The organism is Hungatella hominis, assembly GCF_014288005.1.
In the GTDB taxonomy this organism is placed as follows: Bacteria; Bacillota; Clostridia; order Lachnospirales; family Lachnospiraceae; genus Hungatella; species Hungatella effluvii.
In genome coordinates, this window is the sequence record NZ_JACOPB010000002.1 from 153,838 (window position 1) to 171,611 (window position 17,774).

The 17,774-nt window shown below is 47.4% G+C and carries 14 protein-coding genes; 5 read left to right on the forward strand and 9 right to left on the reverse strand.

Translation table 11 applies throughout. The features are described from left to right. Positions 1-2 precede the first annotated feature (2 nt). The 9 genes from H8S75_RS04985 to H8S75_RS05025 form a co-directional block, all read right to left on the reverse strand. The gene (locus tag H8S75_RS04985) at positions 3-890 is read right to left on the reverse strand and encodes a carbohydrate ABC transporter permease (protein ID WP_187019820.1); all 888 of its coding nucleotides are present in this window, start codon (positions 888-890) and stop codon (positions 3-5) included. Between the two features lie 61 nt (positions 891-951). Beyond that, on the reverse strand, positions 952-2,361 hold the full coding sequence (locus tag H8S75_RS04990; protein WP_187019822.1) for an ABC transporter substrate-binding protein: 1,410 nt from the start codon (positions 2,359-2,361) through the stop codon (positions 952-954). Positions 2,362-2,513: 152 nt separating this feature from the next. Next, positions 2,514-3,989: a sulfatase gene (locus H8S75_RS04995; RefSeq protein WP_187019824.1), complete on the reverse strand. Its 1,476-nt coding sequence runs from the start codon at positions 3,987-3,989 to the stop codon at positions 2,514-2,516. A gap of 14 nt (positions 3,990-4,003) precedes the next feature. Next, positions 4,004-5,350, reverse strand: a complete 1,347-nt coding sequence (locus H8S75_RS05000; protein ID WP_187019826.1) for a sulfatase family protein — start codon at positions 5,348-5,350, stop codon at positions 4,004-4,006. A 20-nt stretch (positions 5,351-5,370) separates the two neighbouring features. After that, positions 5,371-6,234, reverse strand: coding sequence for a carbohydrate ABC transporter permease (locus H8S75_RS05005; RefSeq protein WP_187019827.1), 864 nt, complete (start codon positions 6,232-6,234; stop codon positions 5,371-5,373). 11 nt (positions 6,235-6,245) lie between these two features. Continuing rightward, positions 6,246-7,142 (reverse strand): carbohydrate ABC transporter permease, encoded by an 897-nt coding sequence (locus tag H8S75_RS05010; protein ID WP_187019829.1) that lies wholly within the window; start codon positions 7,140-7,142, stop codon positions 6,246-6,248. A 117-nt stretch (positions 7,143-7,259) separates the two neighbouring features. Further along, positions 7,260-8,564, reverse strand: coding sequence for an ABC transporter substrate-binding protein (locus H8S75_RS05015; RefSeq protein WP_187019831.1), 1,305 nt, complete (start codon positions 8,562-8,564; stop codon positions 7,260-7,262). A gap of 258 nt (positions 8,565-8,822) precedes the next feature. Continuing rightward, positions 8,823-10,349 carry a helix-turn-helix domain-containing protein gene (locus H8S75_RS05020; protein WP_187019833.1) on the reverse strand — a complete coding sequence of 509 codons (1,527 nt, stop codon included), beginning with the start codon at positions 10,347-10,349 and terminating at the stop codon, positions 8,823-8,825. Then, positions 10,346-12,142 carry a sensor histidine kinase gene (locus H8S75_RS05025; protein WP_187019835.1) on the reverse strand — a complete coding sequence of 599 codons (1,797 nt, stop codon included), beginning with the start codon at positions 12,140-12,142 and terminating at the stop codon, positions 10,346-10,348. Before H8S75_RS05025 ends, H8S75_RS05020 begins: the two co-directional genes overlap by 4 nt. Before the next feature lie 156 nt (positions 12,143-12,298). On the opposite strand from H8S75_RS05025, the gene H8S75_RS05030 reads away from it, so the two are divergent. From H8S75_RS05030 to H8S75_RS05050, 5 genes are all read left to right on the forward strand, one after another. Then, positions 12,299-13,213 (forward strand): YitT family protein, encoded by a 915-nt coding sequence (locus H8S75_RS05030; RefSeq protein ID WP_187019837.1) that lies wholly within the window; start codon positions 12,299-12,301, stop codon positions 13,211-13,213. 165 nt (positions 13,214-13,378) lie between these two features. Then, on the forward strand, positions 13,379-13,864 hold the full coding sequence (locus H8S75_RS05035; protein WP_187019838.1) for a PTS sugar transporter subunit IIA: 486 nt from the start codon (positions 13,379-13,381) through the stop codon (positions 13,862-13,864). A 36-nt stretch (positions 13,865-13,900) separates the two neighbouring features. Then, a complete protein-coding gene (licT, locus tag H8S75_RS05040) occupies positions 13,901-14,737 on the forward strand; it encodes a BglG family transcription antiterminator LicT (RefSeq protein ID WP_187019840.1) in 837 nt (278 codons plus the stop codon). Between the two features lie 35 nt (positions 14,738-14,772). Further along, positions 14,773-16,323: a PTS transporter subunit EIIC gene (locus H8S75_RS05045; protein ID WP_243270182.1), complete on the forward strand. Its 1,551-nt coding sequence runs from the start codon at positions 14,773-14,775 to the stop codon at positions 16,321-16,323. 50 nt (positions 16,324-16,373) lie between these two features. Next, positions 16,374-17,723 (forward strand): family 4 glycosyl hydrolase, encoded by a 1,350-nt coding sequence (locus tag H8S75_RS05050; protein ID WP_187019843.1) that lies wholly within the window; start codon positions 16,374-16,376, stop codon positions 17,721-17,723. Positions 17,724-17,774 lie beyond the last annotated feature (51 nt).

The following is a 17,774-nucleotide window of genomic DNA, read 5'->3' on the forward strand; positions in this document are numbered from 1 at the left end:
CCTCACCCCTTCTTTCTGTCTGCAAACCAGTTAAACAGTATGGTAACCGTTAAGGACACCGCCACAATGGTAATCGTCACCGCGCTTCCGAGGCCGAAATCCGAATTTACAAAGGCCGATTTATACATGAATACTCCCAGGTATGCGGAGCGCACTCCCGGTCCGCCTCCGGTCATGATCCAGGAATGATCGAATGCCTTCAACGAACCGGTCAGGCACAGGATAATACAGATATTCATAAATCCGGTGATCTGCGGCAGGATGACGTGGAGGAACGACTGTAATTTCCCCGCCCCGTCGATCTGCGCGCTCTCGATCAAGTCCTCCGGCACCGATTGAAGCGCTCCTAAAAATATGGTTACATAAAGGCCTATATACTGCCATACCTGCGGCGCCATCACCGCATATAACAGTGTACGCGGATTGGACAGCCAGTTTGTCGCAAATCTCCCCAGACCGACCGCTGTCAGGATCTTATTGAAAATACCGATTTCGCTGTTATAAAACAGGGAAAACATCAGACCGATGGCAACCGGTGCGATAACCACCGGAAGGAAATAGATGGTGCGGAAGATCTTCATCCCCTTCGTCCAGCTGTATAAGAGGTAAGCCAGAAGAATTCCGGCTCCGATCTGGACGATGAGAGAGATCACGGTAAGCTTTACCGTGTTGGAAAATGTGAGCCAGTAGTCACTGCTCGACGCAAGCTCCCTGTAATTGGCAAGTCCTGCAAAGACCTTCGCGGAAACGCCGTTCCAGGTCGTCAGACTGTACCAGAACGTGAGAATCAGCGGCAGGAACAGAAAGACCGTGTAGATTAAAAATGCCGGTGCCAGGAACATCACAGTAACCGGCAGATTATGATATTTTTTGAAGTATTTTCTTTTCATGCGATCACCTTAAAAATGGAGCCGTTCCTCTCGTTCCGGAACAGCCCCATTATTTCCCCGTTTACTTATTATTCTTGTCCAAAACCGCCTGTACCTTGTCGATCAGCTCCTGCGGCGTCAGCGCATTGATAAAGAACTCGTCCAAGCTGGAATCCATCATATTAACGGCATCCTGATCGGGCATGGTTGTATAGTGGACGGAAATCAGCTTTTTATCCTGGGCATATTCCATCATTTTCTTAAAGATAAGCTTCTGGCTGTCCATGTCAATTTCAATATTCTTTGCCGGTATCATGCCGCTCTTCGTCAGCTCTGCGGATAATTCATCAGAAGCAAGGAAGTCACAGAGCTTAACCATGGCATCGTGCTTTGCCGCATCCTCAAAGGAAGCTTTATTAATTTCAAATCCGTATACCGTAAACCCTGTCATGATGCCGGCCGGATCGATATCCGCGTCAGGGAGCATGGGCAAAGGTACGATCTCACTGGCTTCCTGAATTTCTTCCGGTATGGACTCAAACATCCATGGATACGTATAGGTCATAGCCGCCTTCCTGTCGGTATAAAGCTGAAGGCTGGCAGCCCAGCCCCCGTTGGCCACCGTATCCGCAGGAAACATCTTCTGATCGATCATATCCTTTATGTTGTTCGCTACTTTAAGCGCATTTTCGGTATTGAAGGTCCTGGTCGCTGCCAGCTCCTCCAGTTCTTTTGCCGCCCCGTCATACTGGCCATACAGTTCACTGAAAAAGAATTCAGACGGCGTACCGCCGTTGCTGCCGATCGCGATCGGGATAATACCCTTTTCGTTAAAAGCCTTTGCGGTCTTTAAAAGCTCCTCCCAGGTCTTTGGAATCTCCAGCCCGTTCTCTTCAAACAGCTGCTTATTGGCCAGGAATATTCCTCTGGTGGATTCAATCGGGATTCCGTAGGTCTTTCCGTCGGAAGCCGTGTAATATCCGAAGGAGGTCGGTTCAAATCCGTCTCTCTTTACCTGATCCGACGCGTTAAAGTACTCTTCCACATCGAGCAGCAGTCCCGCTTCCACCATGTCGGTCATCATCGCGCCGCCCCAATAGGTAAATACATCCGGCAGATCACCGGAAGCTGTCTGTGTTTTAATCTTTGTCTTGTAGTCCTCTGTGCTGTAAGTCTCCAGAGTAATGTCCATCGTATCGCTATTCGCTTCCTGGAATTCCTGAAACTTCGGATAGAAATAATTATACTTGGAGTCCCCCTCACCCCAGTTTGTTGCAAGAACCAGTGATACCTTCTTCTTTGGCGCGGCACTCTCCTTCCCCGCTTCCGAAGCCTGTTCCTTTCCTGTTTCTCCGGTCTGCGCCTCCTTTGTATCCTGAACCGCTGTCTCCTGGACCTTTGTTTCCTGAGTCTTTCCGCTGCAGGCTGTAAGGCCCGCGCACATTGTTCCGGCAAGAATCAGGGCCGCCGCTTTATAGATACCCTTTCTCATAGTATAAGTCCTCCTCCTTATAATAGCATCATTCTCATTGAACCTGCGCAGGTATTTCTGATGGTTTTATTATAGGGGAATTGAACATGGAAATAAATACGAATAAATTATGGGAAATGTTATAAATTATTACACAGTATAGGGATCTCTCCTCAAACAAAACCGAATCTTAAATACAACTCCTCCGGAGCATCGTTAAACCTCATAAGCCGGTACATGCTCCGCTCCATCTCGCCTGTTATATCTTCCGATACAATTGGATGCTCCTGCACCGGATCATTCCGTAAGTCAAACAGATAGTCCCCCTCCTCCATACACCGGACTGCCGGGTCTGCATCAATCTGCATAACGGGACAATTTTTTGTAAAGGAAAAGGCCTCGTGGCGTTCCATCGACTCCAGCTCTTTCGTCGTAAAGAATGTCATCATATGGGTTGGCATTAACGTATACTCATGAAATGGGGCTTCCAGATTTCGAGGCGCCCTCATATACACGTATCTTCCATCCGTACAGCACAGATGGGCCCCGAATATTCCGAACAGCCCGCACGTCCGGCTGCCTTTCTCCCCCTTTATGATCCGGGAAATGTCCTGCCCCTGCATATCTGCGGCAGGATCGATTCCGAAAAACTGCAGAATCGTAACCGGCAGATCTATGGTTTGCACAAGCGCCTCTCTGCTCGTTCCAGCGGATTCAGGGAACCTTGGATCCCAGATAAACAGCGGCGTATGGACGATCTCGTCGTAGCAGAGCATATAGTTTTTGGCCCAATACCCGTGTTCTCCCAGCATATAGCCATGATCTGTATTGACAATAACCATCGTATCTTCCCACAGATTCTTTTCGTCCATGTAATCCAGCAGACGGCCCAACTGCTCATCACACATTGTTAAGTCGGCGAAATAGGAGTACTTAATCTCGTCTGCTTCCTCTGCGGATTCCTTTACCGGCGCGTAATCCGGCCATTCATACTTTTTACCTTTTGTTTTCCCGGGATACATATCCTTAAACTCCCTGCTCGCCATGAAGGGCTCATGGGGGGAAAACGACTCTATCTGTAAAAAGAAGGAATCCTTTCCCTCATTTTCTCTCAGAAATTCAAGACCCTTGTCAAAAGTCTTCACCAATGGGTACTGGTCTTTTCCAGTCACTCTTGTGCGGTTCGCCAGGTTCTGCCTGTACAGTCCGCTGCGCAGCCCTTCTGTAAATGCGGTAAAATTCGGGTCCCCATCCTCTGCGCCTCCAACCACAGGAGCCCAGGGATCTCCCTCCTGTCCCCGTATATTTTCCCATGTCGTATATTGAGTGTGATACGTAGCACCTCCACATTCCCAATAATGGCCGTGATCGCTGACCAGATGGCTATGGATCCCATGCCCCCGCAGGATTCCCGGCATGGAATCGTCAAAAGGCTCCATAGGCCCCCAGGACCGGTGCAAAAAATTATACCGGCCCGTGTGCAGCTCTCTCCTTGCAGGAATACAGGGCAGACTTCCGGCGTAGCTGTTCTCAAACCGCACGGTTTTCTGTGCCAGTCTGAGAAAATTTGGAGTGATTGTCTCCTGACAGCCATACGGCTCAAGAAATCTGCGGTTTAAGGAATCAAACATTACCATAATTGCTTTCATCTCTGTTTCTCCTTTCAGCCCTCTCGAAAAGGACGAATCTCCGGTCTCTTCTCCCCAGCCCGTTCCATACAAAGCAGGAGTTTCTCACGCAATACCCGTCTTGCCGGTTCAAAGGCAGGGTCTCCCGCCAGGTTGCAGCATTCCGCCGGATCGTGCGCTAAATCAAACAGATACTGTTCATAATAAACATCCGCCCCCGGGCAGCTCCATCCATCCGCATCCGCAGCGATTGCATATTTCCACTGATCGGTCCGGATTGCTCTGCCGACCTCGCTTTCACTGATCTGTATAAACACACAGTCGTCCCAGCCTTCTGAGGTCCCATCGGCAAGGGATTTCAGCGAATTCCCCTGAAAATCCTCCGGTTTCTTTATACCTGCGCAGTCAAGCAGCGTCACCGGCAAATCAATAAGACTGACCAGCTCCGTGATGGTTCTGCCGCCTTGAAACGGTCCGCCCACAGCAAGCATCGGAATATGGATGCTTGCCTCATGACAGGAGCGCTTATACTCGCTGTTCCTCGTGCAGAAATGGCAGCCATGGTCTGATGTGTAAAACAGGATCGTATTCTCCCACAATCCCCTCGCCTTCAGCGTATCGACAAGCCGCCCGACATTTTCATCCAGGCTGTGACACTGGCCTAAATAGTCCGGGTAATGTTCCTTCCAGTCCCCCTTATCCACAGGAATGTCAGCCGGCAGCTCATAGCCGGTAAACTTCTCTCGCGCGCCATCCGGCGCCTCAAACCGGCCGTGATCGTTCTGATGGTGAGGCTCGATTTGAGAAATAAACAGAAAAAATGGTTTCTTCCCATCATACTGGTGGAGGTAATGAATCGCATAATTATTAATGGAATCCGCGCGGTAACCGATAAACTCACATTTTTTCCCTTCTCGGTCAAACACATATCCATCGTATCCATGGGAGGTTGCCTCCAGAACATCGGCCGCCATCCAATAATCCCGATACCCGCCCCTGCGTTCCGGAGGAATCGCCCGGGTCTCGTAGTTTTCCTCATCGAACGGCGCCGTATAGCTGCTTCTGTTTGAGGCCAGATGCCATTTGCCCACGTAAGCCGTCTCATAACCGGATTCGTGGAAATAATCGGCCAGCGTTATTATATCCTGCGGCAATGCCAGCGCATTTCTATGGCAGTTTACCTGTGTCGCATATTTACCGCTCTGCAGGCACGCACGGGCGGGACCGCAAACCGGCTGGCAGGTAAAGGCATTTTCAAATTTCACGCCCTCCTTTGCCAGTCTGTCGAGATTGGGGGAAACTAAAAGCGGCTGTCCATAACACCCCAGCGTATCCCAGCGCTGCTGATCCGAAAAATATACAATAATATTGGGTCTTTTCATCCCTTTACTCCTCTCTGCTGCTACTTAATTCCGGTCGAAACAACTCCCTGTACAAAATACTTCTGTGCACACAGGAATAACAGAATCATCGGAAGCGAGATTAACGTTGCCGCCGCCATCATGGGGCCCCAGCGCACCGTGCTCTCATCCCGGAACATGGTAAGCGCCAGCTGTACGGTTCTCATATTGACTGAATTTGTCATGACCAAAGGCCATAAGTAATCGTTCCAGACTGACGATCCCTTTAACAGCGCCAGGGTTGCAAGAATAACCTTTGAATTGGGAAGGTAGATATAGAAATACGTTTTCCATTTACCGGCCCCGTCAAGCATGGCGGCTTCATCGAGGGATCTGGGAAAATTCTCGAAAAACTGCTTCGACAGGAAGACGCCGAAGGACCCCGATACCAATGGAATAATCACTCCGGGAAACGTATTCATTAATCCCGAACCGCCAAATCCCAGAATATCATTTCCACCGATCAGCGGAAATCTCGCCATAATCAGGAACGTGGGCAGCATCGTTACCTGCGGCGGCATCATAAGGCCGACCAGCAGCAGTGTAAACAGTACCTTCGATCCTTTAAAATGCAGCCGGGCAAACGCATACCCCGCGACGGAATTAAACAACAGCGAGAATACAATGCTGACCAGGGTGATGACTAGGGAATTTCTAAAATAGATCAGCCAGCTTCCGGTGGACATCGCCGCCTTATAATTATCAAGATTCATCGACTCCGGCAGGAAATGAAATACCGCCGAGTTAATCTCCCCTGTTGTTTTAAATGAAGTTAAAATCATTACAAGAATCGGAAGCAGGATAATCAAAGAAACCACTGCCATACAGACTATCCAGATCATATGTAACCTTTTTTTCCTTTTCATCTTTGCTCCTCCTATGAAACATCCACATCCTGACCTTTATTGCCAAACTTAAATACCATCATGGTAACGATTAAAGAAAACACCAGAAGCAAAACCGCCATGGCACTTGCATATCCCATTTTGAACTCCAGAAAACCTCTCCTGTATATTTGATGGACAATCGTCGTTGTTCTGTTTAAAGGCCCGCCGTTCGTCATGATATTTACCTGTTCAAACACTGCAAAGCTGTTTACGATTCCTGTTACGAGCAGGAAAAAGGTCGTGGGATACAGCATCGGCCACGTGATGTAGCGAAACTTATGGATAGCGCCTGCTCCATCGAGCTCCGCCGCCTCATATAAGGACTGGGGAATGCCGGTAAGCCCTCCCAGGAAGATGACCATGGAATATCCGCAGTTCTTCCAGATTCCAATCATAATTATGCAGAGCATTGCCTGATTCGGATTAATGAGCCACTGCTGGGCCGGTATGCCGATAAGCTTTAAAAAGCTGTTGAGAAGGCCGAAGTTGGGATTATACAGCCACAGCCATACCATGGATACGCACACCATGGACATGATATTGGGCATGTAAAGCGCTGTCCGGAAAAAAGGAACTGCCCTGGATTCCCGATAAAGCAGTACCGCCAGCAAGAGCCCCAATACCAGCTGAATGGTCAGCGTTACAACCGTATACAGCAGTGTATTTCCAACCGATGCGAGAAACTCCGAATCATGAAACAGCTTACTATAATTCTTCAAACCTAAAAAAGCGGGAATCTGGTACATATTGAAATCGGTCAGGCTGTAAAACAGTACCATGCCGATCGGAACCAGAATGAAAATAGTAAAAATCAGATAAGCAGGCAATATCATGATATACGCCTCTTTATCGCCGCGTGTGTTTTTTCTTACTTTTTTTCCAGCCATCTTTCCTCTCTCCTCATTTCTTCCTGATAAAAGGTCCGGCCATCCGGACACCTGACTTGCTGCCTGCGGGAATAAATAATGCGGCCTATTCTTATCAAACAGACCGCATTGCCGCAGTTATTGATTATCAATTTCCTCCTGCACCTTTTCCGCAGCTGCATTAAGCGCATCCTGAGGGGATAATTGCCCATAGAATACCTGTTCCATGGCATCGTCCACATAAGTAAATACACTGTTAAAGTACGGAACCTTGGGCGATCCTTTTCCAATTTCTATTGCTTCCATAATCATCGGTCCATTTACCGGATTCTTTTTCAGATACGCCTCTTCCAAAGAGGACCTTACGGGAGCCGTCTTTGCCGTATCCATCCAGATTTGCATCGACTCCTTGCTGCTCATGTACTCAATTAATTTCCAGGCAGCCTCTTTATTCTTGGAGTTCGCATTCATAAACATAAAATGCATCCCGCAGAAGGTACCGCTGTTTGCCTTGGAAAACATGGGAACGAGCTTGATCTTTCCTTCCAGATCTCCTGTGTTGATATTATTAAACTCATTTTCAGAAATAACCGTCATGGCCGCCGTTCCATTGTAGAAAGGATTCTGATCCTTCTGCGTGTTATTCCAGTCCACCAGACCGGCATCCTTTAACTGCTTCATGAAATCCATCGCCTCGACTGCTTCCGGTTTGTTAAACAGGATTTCATTGCTCGCTTCATCCACAAGATTATTCAGGCCGTTCTGAACAATGAATATTTCCAGGTATTGGTTGATATTTCTTCCGCTGGTGGGGATTCCATAGCCGCACTGGATTACATTGCCGGAGGAATCCTTAACCATCAGTTTTTTATGGGCCTCCAACAGCTCTTCCCAGTTGGCAGGCGGTGAATCCGGATCGAGCCCGGCCTTTTCAAATAACTCTGTATTGATCGCAAACATTCGTGCATCCGGCGTGTACGGGACACCGTAAAGCTTTCCGCCGATACTTCCGGCTTCTTTTACGCTGTCATACATATCTTCCATGCCCTCCCAGCCTTCGGCATACGAGTCGAGGCACTCATACTGCCCCATGGGTACTCTCGCACCGATCGATGCCAGGGAGTAGTGAATGACGTCCGGTGCCGTGCCGGAAGCAAATCCGGTGTTCAGTTTTGTCTCAAAATCATCTCCCCAGGGAGCTTCCTGATACTCTACCGTATAATTCGGATACTTCGCTTCAAACCCTTCTATCATCTGAGTAAAGGCATCCTTCTTATAATCTTCGGTTCCTGCCCTGAGAAAGACCAGTTTTACATTTTCATCACTGGTATCCTTCCCTGCATCGGAAACCAGGTCTTCATTACCGCCTCCACAGGCGGCCAAAGACAACACCATACAGCTGACTGCTGCTGCGCTTAAGATAACTTTCCAATTTCTTCTCATAACTTCCCTCTCCTTTTGTTTATGGTTGTTGTACTCCAGGAACTTGATAACTATATTATACTGATTTTGCATTCTTTTACTATGTACTATGTATATCTTTTTCTGTTCTTCTTTTGTTTTTTTGTATCTTTTTTACTATTTTTCATTTTAACTTCGTAGTTTCTCTTGCATATTTTAAAATTATTTTGATATTTTTGTAATTTATTTGGCGCTTTTATACAATCCATGTTTTGTTGTCTTTTGAAATAAAAAGACGCATCAGTTTTCATTGCTGATGCGCCTGAATTCGATCGGTGTCATACCGGAATACTTTTTAAATACCTTACTAAAGTAAGCCGAATCCGGGATCCCGATCTGACAGCAGATATCCTGAATATTATGGTTACTGTTCTTTAAAAGAATTTTCGCTTTTTCCATTCGAAGCTCTAACAGATAGGTATTAATATTCCTGCCAGTCTCTTTTTTGAAGAGATGGGAGATATAGCTGCGGTTCATATGAACATGGTTTGCAAGCTCATCGAGTGTAATGGAGTCTGCATACCGTTCTTCCATATACTGCATGATCAGAAATACAGCTTCACTGTATTTCTTCTGTTTGCCGATCAATACCCTGAGGATTTCTTCCGCCTGCGTCAAAACCTTTGTTTCAAGCTGGCCAATATCGGTACAGTGTGTCACTTCAATGATCTTATCGATCGAAAACACTCTTCTGTCCGCCTCCTCCAGATGACTCCAGTACAGATTCAGTAAGGTATTTAGAAACAGCCTTCTGATGCAGGATACATCCGGCTCCATTTTCCCCGCATAATCGAATATCGCTTCCATTTCCTCGACTATACTGCTCCAGGCCCGGCTGTTGATCAGCAGCTCCAGTTTTTCAAACTTTGCTTCCATTCCAGCCTCTATATGACTGATCCGGTTCTTCATCGTTTCATAATTCAGTCCGCCAATGTGCCTGTAAAACAGCTGATAGGTGAGAACCTCCTGTGAATGCTGGTATAATGTCTCCAGTTCGTCCACCGTTTTACCGGTGTCGGAGCTGCTGACATACATATTGCTGCCGCCGAAGGAGGCGACCGTCTCATATATTTTTTCTGTAAGCTTCTGAGGGTTGTCATGATTCATTTCCGTAAGTACAAGGATCTCCCGCTCACTCTTTGGCAGCCAGTAGAGCACCCTCTTCTCCTCCTGAAAGGCAAATGGCAGAATCTCCTTAAGCTGTTCCTGATTCGATATCCGATCGGTATCGCGGAAGATGATCACTGCATAACTCCCTTTTATCTCCCAGCAGGTATTCCAGACCTGTTTTAAGATGTCCCTGGAAATATAGTCCGGTTCTTTAAAGCACTGCAGCAGAACCTTTTCCATCTCCCGGGCGGGAGATGATTGTTTTGTCTCCGCCGCCCCCTGATTCCTGATCCGTTCCTTCGCGGTCTGCAGGCAGGCTTCCAGTTCATCCTTTGTAATCTCAGACTTTAAGAGAAACTCACTCACCCCCAGCTTCAGACAGTCCCTTGCATAAGAAAAGTCATCATACGCACTCAGGACAACCGTATAAGGCAGGACATGATTCTGATTCAGCTTTTTAAGCAGCTCCATCCCATCCATGATCGGCATACGTATATCGGTAAACAGCACATCGACCTGATGGTTCAGGCAGCAATTCAGAACCTGCATTCCATTGATACATGCTTCGATCACATGATGCTCCGGCGACAGCGCTTCGATATTCTTTTTCATCCATTTTAAGATGATCTCCTCGTCATCTGCAATTACGATATTCAACTGTTTGCCCCCTCCATATTAATGACAGGCATCTTCATCCGGAAAGTAACGCCGCCCGATGAATTCACCTCTACACTCAGTCCATATTGATCGCCGAAATTCCGTAAAATTCTCATCTGAATATTGGAAAGCCCGATTCCGTTCAGCTGATCTCTGGCCTTCACGGTCTGCTGATTATGTATGCTGTTATTTATCTTTTCTAAGTCTACCCCCACACCATCGTCTTCCACCTCGATTACGACATTTTCCTTTATCCGGTATGCGCATATGACGATATGTCCCATGCCATCTTTCATGTTAAAGCCGTGAGAGATGCTGTTTTCAACCAACGGTTGGATGACGTTCTTCAGAATCCCCAATTCCACTACGTCTTCCGCTGCGAGTATTTTCCATTGAAATTTATCGCGATATCGGAGCTTCATTAATTCCAGATAATCTTCCGCCATGGCCAGTTCTTCCTTGATCGGAATGACCTTCTGGGAATTCACAAAGGATTTTCTCAGCAATTTTGAAAAGGCAAGCAGCGCTCTGTCTGCCTCATTATATTCCTCCATCTGAATCATAAACCGGATGGTCACCAGCGTATTATAAAAGAAATGCGGGTTAATCTGTGCCTGTAAAGCCTGGATCTCCAGGGCGTGCTTTTCTTCCTCTTCTATCTCCAGCTGCTTCATCAGATTTTCAATGTGGTCCAGCATATAATTAAAATTGTGACAGATTTCATGGAACTCTATTTCATAGTCATCCTGGATTCTTGTCTTTAAATCCCCATTTGTAACCTCCAGGATGTTTTTATTTAATTTCTCCATTCTCCGGGAGATAAAGCTGCAGTTATAAAAGACTATGACGATGAGCACAAGAAACATCGCGGTTCCCAGGACGAGGAACAGGATTACATAGAAAGAAGTCCAGCCATGGCGGTATGGTTCATAGGAAATCAGCTTCCAGCCCAAACCATCAATACTGGCAAACCGTATATGGCTGTATTGGTTCATCACATTTCCCAGAAAAAAGCCCTTCGTATAATTTGTTATCTGATTATAGTAAGAATTATCCTCCACCTCATATCCATACATTCTGGGATCGGAAGAAAATATTATTTTTCTGTACTGATCGATGACGATGGTATTCTCATCGGAATCCTCATCGCCCAGTATGACATTCCCCCAGATATCCTGGGATATGGCCACAATCATAATGCCGACATCTCTTCCGCTGTTTAAATTCCGCAGTTTCTGAACCGCAAACAGCTTGTCCTCCTGAAACAGCTTCTGCAATACAGGACTCCTGTACTTCGGGAGGAAATAGATGGAATCATTCTTTTCCATCGCCTCCTGATACCAGCTTTCCTCGTCCAGCATATCCAGAGTGACAGCATCCTGCCTCAAGTTTAAAGAGGACTGATAAAAATTCATATCGTTTTTACAGAGCAGCATCATTTGATACTGCCTGTCAGGAAACAATTCCGTCAGCTCCAGCATTTTACTCTGTATGCTGTCCTGTGCACTGATATATTCATAGCCCGTCAGCCTGTTCCTCTTCGAGATCAGACGGTTAATCTCAGGATCCAGATACATGCCTACCGATATTTTTATGATCTCCGTATTCCTGTTCGCAATATTGCTGCATTTTTCTTCCAGAAGGTCCAGCTTGCTGTAGTTCAGTTTGTAATTGCCGTCTTCAAATATATAGCTCATTAAAATACAGAATAAGATGAATAGCGAAAAAACAACGATCAAGTCTAAAAAAATGACCTTTTTTCTTATACTGTCAAAATGCAGTAATTGTTTCATAATTTTTAGACCCCTTCTTCCGAAATATATGATATGATAGAAACAGAAAAATACGAATCCCCTTTTGTGTCCCTGTATAAAACAATATAATTATACAGGATTTCTTGGGGAAATGGTAGTATGTGTTAAGTCTTTGCCGGAAAAAGGAGGGTCCCAATGGCAGAAAAACAGGGTGTTTCCGATTTATACAAAAAGAATGCGGAAAAGGCAGAAAAGGATAAGCGGCTCCGCAACGCTGTCTCCATCTTTTTTATCCTTTTCGGAAGTGTCATCGTAGCGGTGAATTTAAACACCTTCGTCGAACAGGGAAAGCTGGTCCCGGGCGGTTTCTCCGGACTCGCCAAGCTGATTCAGAGGGTGGGGCTGGCCTTTTTTGGCGTGAAGATCTCCTTCACCTTCTTAAACGTGGTTTTCAACGCTATCCCGGCCGTATTTGCCTACCGCATTGTCGGGAAAAAGTTTACGATTTTGTCCTGTGTGAGCCTCTTGACCGTGTCAATCCTGGTCGACCAGCTGCCTGTCATCCCCATCACCGGAGACCTTCTTCTCATCTCCGTATTCGGCGGAATCATCAACGGCCTGGGCATGAGCCTCATCCTGAACAACCGGGCCAGCGGAGGCGGAACGGATTTCATCGCCATGTCCCTCTCCACCAAATATAAGATATCCACCTTCAACTATATGCTGCTGTTCAGTGCTGTTATCATCCTCATTTCCGGAGCCATCTTCGGCATGGATATCGCACTGTACTCCATCATCTACCAGTTCTGCAACACGCAGGTGATCAACACGCTTTATAAGAAATACAAGAAAAAGACGCTGCTCATCGTCACAGACAATCCGGCCGCCGTGTCTGCGGATTTGATGGAGCTGACCAACCACAGCAGCACCATCTTAAAGGGCTTCGGTTCCTACTCGGCCAACAAAAAGTATCTTCTCTACACCGTCCTCTCCGACGGCGACGTGAAAAAGATGAAGAAACGCATCCGCGAGCAGTACCCCGATACCTTTGTCAATGTCATAAACTCCAGCGACGTTGTGGGAAATTTCTACATACAGCCGCTGGAATAGAGAACAAAACAGTTGACAATGCATTTTTGTTTTGTTATAATCGCGCTATAAAGAAACAAGGAATGTTACTGTGAAAACAGGCTTAACCAAGATCTTTAGAAGCACTCGTATGTGCTTTTAAGATTTTGGTTAAGCCTGTTTTTGTTTTCAGAAAAGGAGGAAAACATGGGATTATTTAAAAACTGGAAGAAACAGGAGGTACAGGAAAAGGCGGTGTTCAGCCCGGTAAGCGGTGAACTCGTACCACTGGAGACCGTCAGCGATGCAGTGTTTGCGGAAAAGTCGCTGGGAGATGGAGTGGCGGTCATTCCGACAGACGGCAGTCTGTATGCACCGGCAGACGGAACAATCGTGGCACTCTTTCCAACCGGCCACGCGCTGGGGATTAAGACGAAGGATGGGGTCGAGCTGCTGATCCATATCGGAATCGACACGGTAGCCTTAAACGGAAAGGGATTTACGGTTCATGTGAAGTCGAATGATACGGTTAAAAAGGGGCAGCTGCTGGTAAACTTTGATATTGAAGTACTGAAAGGGGCAGGCTACGATACGGTAACGATGATGCTGGTATCAAACGGCGAACAGTTTGGAGAGGTTCATAAGGCGCCGCCGGGAACCGTGACGGCGGGAGAGAAAATTCTGTGGCTGTAACCGTGTCTTTTTGTTGGAGAGGGAGAGTGAGACGTCATGGAAATCAAGAGAATTTATAACAATAATGTTGTGGTGGCAGTGAACGGGGCCGACGGGCCTGAGATGATTGCCATAGGAAAAGGGCTGGCCTTTCAGAAGAAGCCGGGGGATTCCATTGAACAGGAAAAGGTGGAGAAGATCTTTACCCTGGAGGACTCCGGAGTGATGACAAGGCTGGAAAAGCTGGTCAAGGATATCCCTTCCGTCTATTTATCCATATCGGAGGAAGTGGTCGAGATGATCCGCCGTGACTCCGATTTGAAAATCAGCGAGGATCTGTATATCACACTGACCGATCATATCAGTATGTCCCTGGAACGGGAAAAGAATCACGTAATATGCGAAAATCCGCTGCTTCTGGAGATACGGCAGTTCTACAAAGAGGAGTTTATGCCGGCCAGGAAGGCCGGAGAGATTATCTGGAAGAAGATGGGAATCCGGATCTCGGAGGAAGAGATGGGCTTTATTGCCCTTCACATCGTCAATGCCTCCATGGATCAGAGGGCCAGCTGCACGATTCAGAGTATCCAAATGGTGCGCGATATCCTTCAAATCGTATCGGAATATTTCGATGTGAATCTGGACGAAACCTCCATTCCGTACGATCGGTTTGTCCGCCATCTGCAGTTTTTCGCCAGGCGGGTGCTGGGAGAAGGCAGTGCCCAGTCTGCGGATGAATTTCTCTTCACACTCGGCAGAAGCCAGTATCCGGTAGTATATGGATGTGCGGAGAAAATCGGTGACTACGTGCAAAAGACATACCATAAGGATATGACAAATGCGGAAAAGGGATTCCTCGTTTATCACATGATCAACACACTATCAGTCCATTAGAAAGGGGTTGCGCGCTCTGCGCGCAGAAAATGAATATGAAAGAAAAAATGAAAAGTGCGCTGGAACGGTTTTCCAAGGCCATTGTCCAGCCGCTCATGTATTTATCGGTTGCCGGTACGGTGCTGATTCTCGGAATTCTCCTGACAAACGGTTCGATCACAGCGAAGATTCCATTTTTACAGGCAGCGCCGTTTCAGCTGGTGGGAAAGCTGATTTATAATTGTCTGATGTTTTTAATCAACAATTTGAGCGTAATATTCTGTGTCGGTATCGCGGGAGCGCTGGCGAAAAAGAACAAAGGCCACGCGTCGCTGATCGCCCTGATGTCCTATTTTTTATTCCTAAATGCCAATAACATCACGCTGTCTTTTATCGGCAGGCTGGCAGAGATGGGGCCGCTGGGATTATACGGTACGGGGCAGTCTACCGTTCTGGGCATCCAGGTGCTGGATATGGGCGTGTTCAGCGGCATCACATTGGGCTGCCTGACAGGATATGTATTTAATAAGTACGGAGAGAAACAGTTTAAGGGGTATTTCTCCATGTTCTCCGGGGTAAGATTTCCATTTTTCCTTCTGATCCTTCTTTCCCTGTTTCTGGGCTTCGGAGCGTCCTACGTATGGCCGGTGGTTCAGCGGGGGATCTCGGCTCTGACCGATTTAATTAAGAGCAGCGGCAATGTGGGACTTTACATATACGGCCTGCTTAACAAGCTTCTGGTTCCCACAGGGCTTCACCATCTTGTGTACGCACCGTTCCAGTTTACCGATGTGGGCGGAACCCTGGTGCTTGGAGATCAGATCATCTCCGGCGCTTATCCGATCCGGGTGGCGGAGATGAACATGCCGGGAGTACCATTTTCACCATCCACCTATTATAACAGCTACACATTCAATAATTTATTCCCGTATATCGGAATCGGCCTGGCCTTTATCACGACTGCGAGAAAGGAAAACCGGGAGAATACAAAAGCAGTCATGTTCCCGCTTATGCTGGCGGCCATCTTATCGGCAATTACAGAACCGATGGATTTCCTGTTCGTCTTTGCAGCTCCCCTGCTTTTTGTTGTTCACTCCCTGATCAGCGGCGGCTTGCTGGTACTGTTAAAGGTCCTCAGCATTCCGGCTTCCACCAGCGGCGGCATCGTCAACATTATGATCTCCAATTTGGCCCTGGGTGTGGAGAAGACCAACTGGCCGCTGCTGCTGCTTCTGGGAGCGGTGACCGCAGTCGGATACTATTTCCTTTTCGTTTTTCTGATTAAGAAACTAAACCTTAAGACGCCGGGAAGAGAGCTTATAGCAGAGGACGCGGGAAGCGGCGAGACGGCGGCCAGCCAGCCAAAGGATGAACCCATTCGGAAGTTAATAGAGGGACTTGGCGGCAAGGCGAATATCGAGTCGCTGGACAATTGTTTTACACGTCTGCGGGTGGTGGTAAAGGATGGCAGCTTAATCAGGGATGACTTGATCAATACCATGAAAAACAGCGGAATTAAGAAAAACGGCACTGATATACAAATCGTATTCGGTATGCAGGTACCGGCTGTAAAGAGCCAGGTAGAGGATATGCTGGAGCGCATGTAGGATACAGAACATTTATGGAGCGGCATGGCCGCAGAAAGAGAGGAAATAATATGATAATCACAATTGTAGGCGGAGGCAGCACCTTTACACCGGGAATCGTAAAATCCATTGCTTTAAGACAGAAGGAACTGGAGGTAGAGGAAGTACGGCTGTTTGATATTGATGAAGAGCGCCAGTATAAGGTGAGTCTTGTGGTAGACTGGATCTTAAAGGATATAAAGTCTCCGATTCGCCTGACGGTAACGACGGACAAAAAGACGGCGTACGAGAATTCCAGCTTTATCTTTGCCCAGATGCGCGTAGGGAAATACGCCATGAGAGAAAAGGATGAGAAGATTCCGCTGCGCCACGGCTGTGTGGGACAGGAGACCTGTGGCTGCGGCGGGCTGGCCTACGGCCTGCGCACGCTGTTTCCCATGATTCAGGTGATTGATGACGTGGAGAAGTATGCGGCCCCTGACCATTGGATCTTAAACTACTCCAATCCAGCGGCTGTGGTATCGGAAGCGTGCCGGGCGCTGCGCCCCCATGCCCGGATTATCAACATCTGTGATATGCCTATTGCAATCCTGGAGATGGTGGGCAGATGTTTAGATATTCCGAATTTTACAGACTTTGATGTCAATTATTTCGGGCTGAATCATTTCGGCTGGTTTACGGATATCACGTATCAGGGCAGAGATTTAAAGGCGGAAATAACAGAATACGTTATGAAGAACAAGACACTTCTGCCGCCGGATGTGCTGGAGAAGCTTAAGGAACACGACCGCGTGGGAGAACGCCATTTAAACGCCTCCTGGATCCATACCTGGAATAATGTGTATAAGGTCCTGCAGTCGAATCCGGAGTATCTGCCCAATACGTATCTGCAGTACTATCTGCTGTCCAAGGATGTGGTGGAAGAATCCAATCCAGAATATACGAGAGCCAATGAGGTAATGGACTCCAGGGAAAAGGAGCTGTTTGAGGGAATTGACCATTATATCAAGACCGGAGAGGTGACTGCAAAGGCATTCTACCACGGCGCCCACGGCAACTACATCGCGGATCTCGCCATGGCTCTTAAAAATGACACGAAGAAGAAATTCATCGTGATTGTACAGAATAACGGGGCCATCGAGAATATCGCACCGGATGCCATGGTCGAGGTTCCTGCCTATATCGGCAAAAATGGTCCGGAGGTAATCTGTCAGGGCCCCATCGGCGACTACTATAAGGGACTGATGGAGCAGCAGCTGGCATCGGAGAAGCTTCTGGTCGCCGGAGGCATCGAGGGCTCCTATGAAAAGGTATGGAAAGCCTTTTCCATGAATAAAACGGTGCCGTCGGCTACGGTGGCAAAGGCCATTCTGGATGAGATGATTGAGGCTAATAAGGAATTCTGGCCGGAGCTTCGGTAAGCTTTGATGTTTTGCACTTGACATACCCAGTAAAATCCATTAGAATAAACG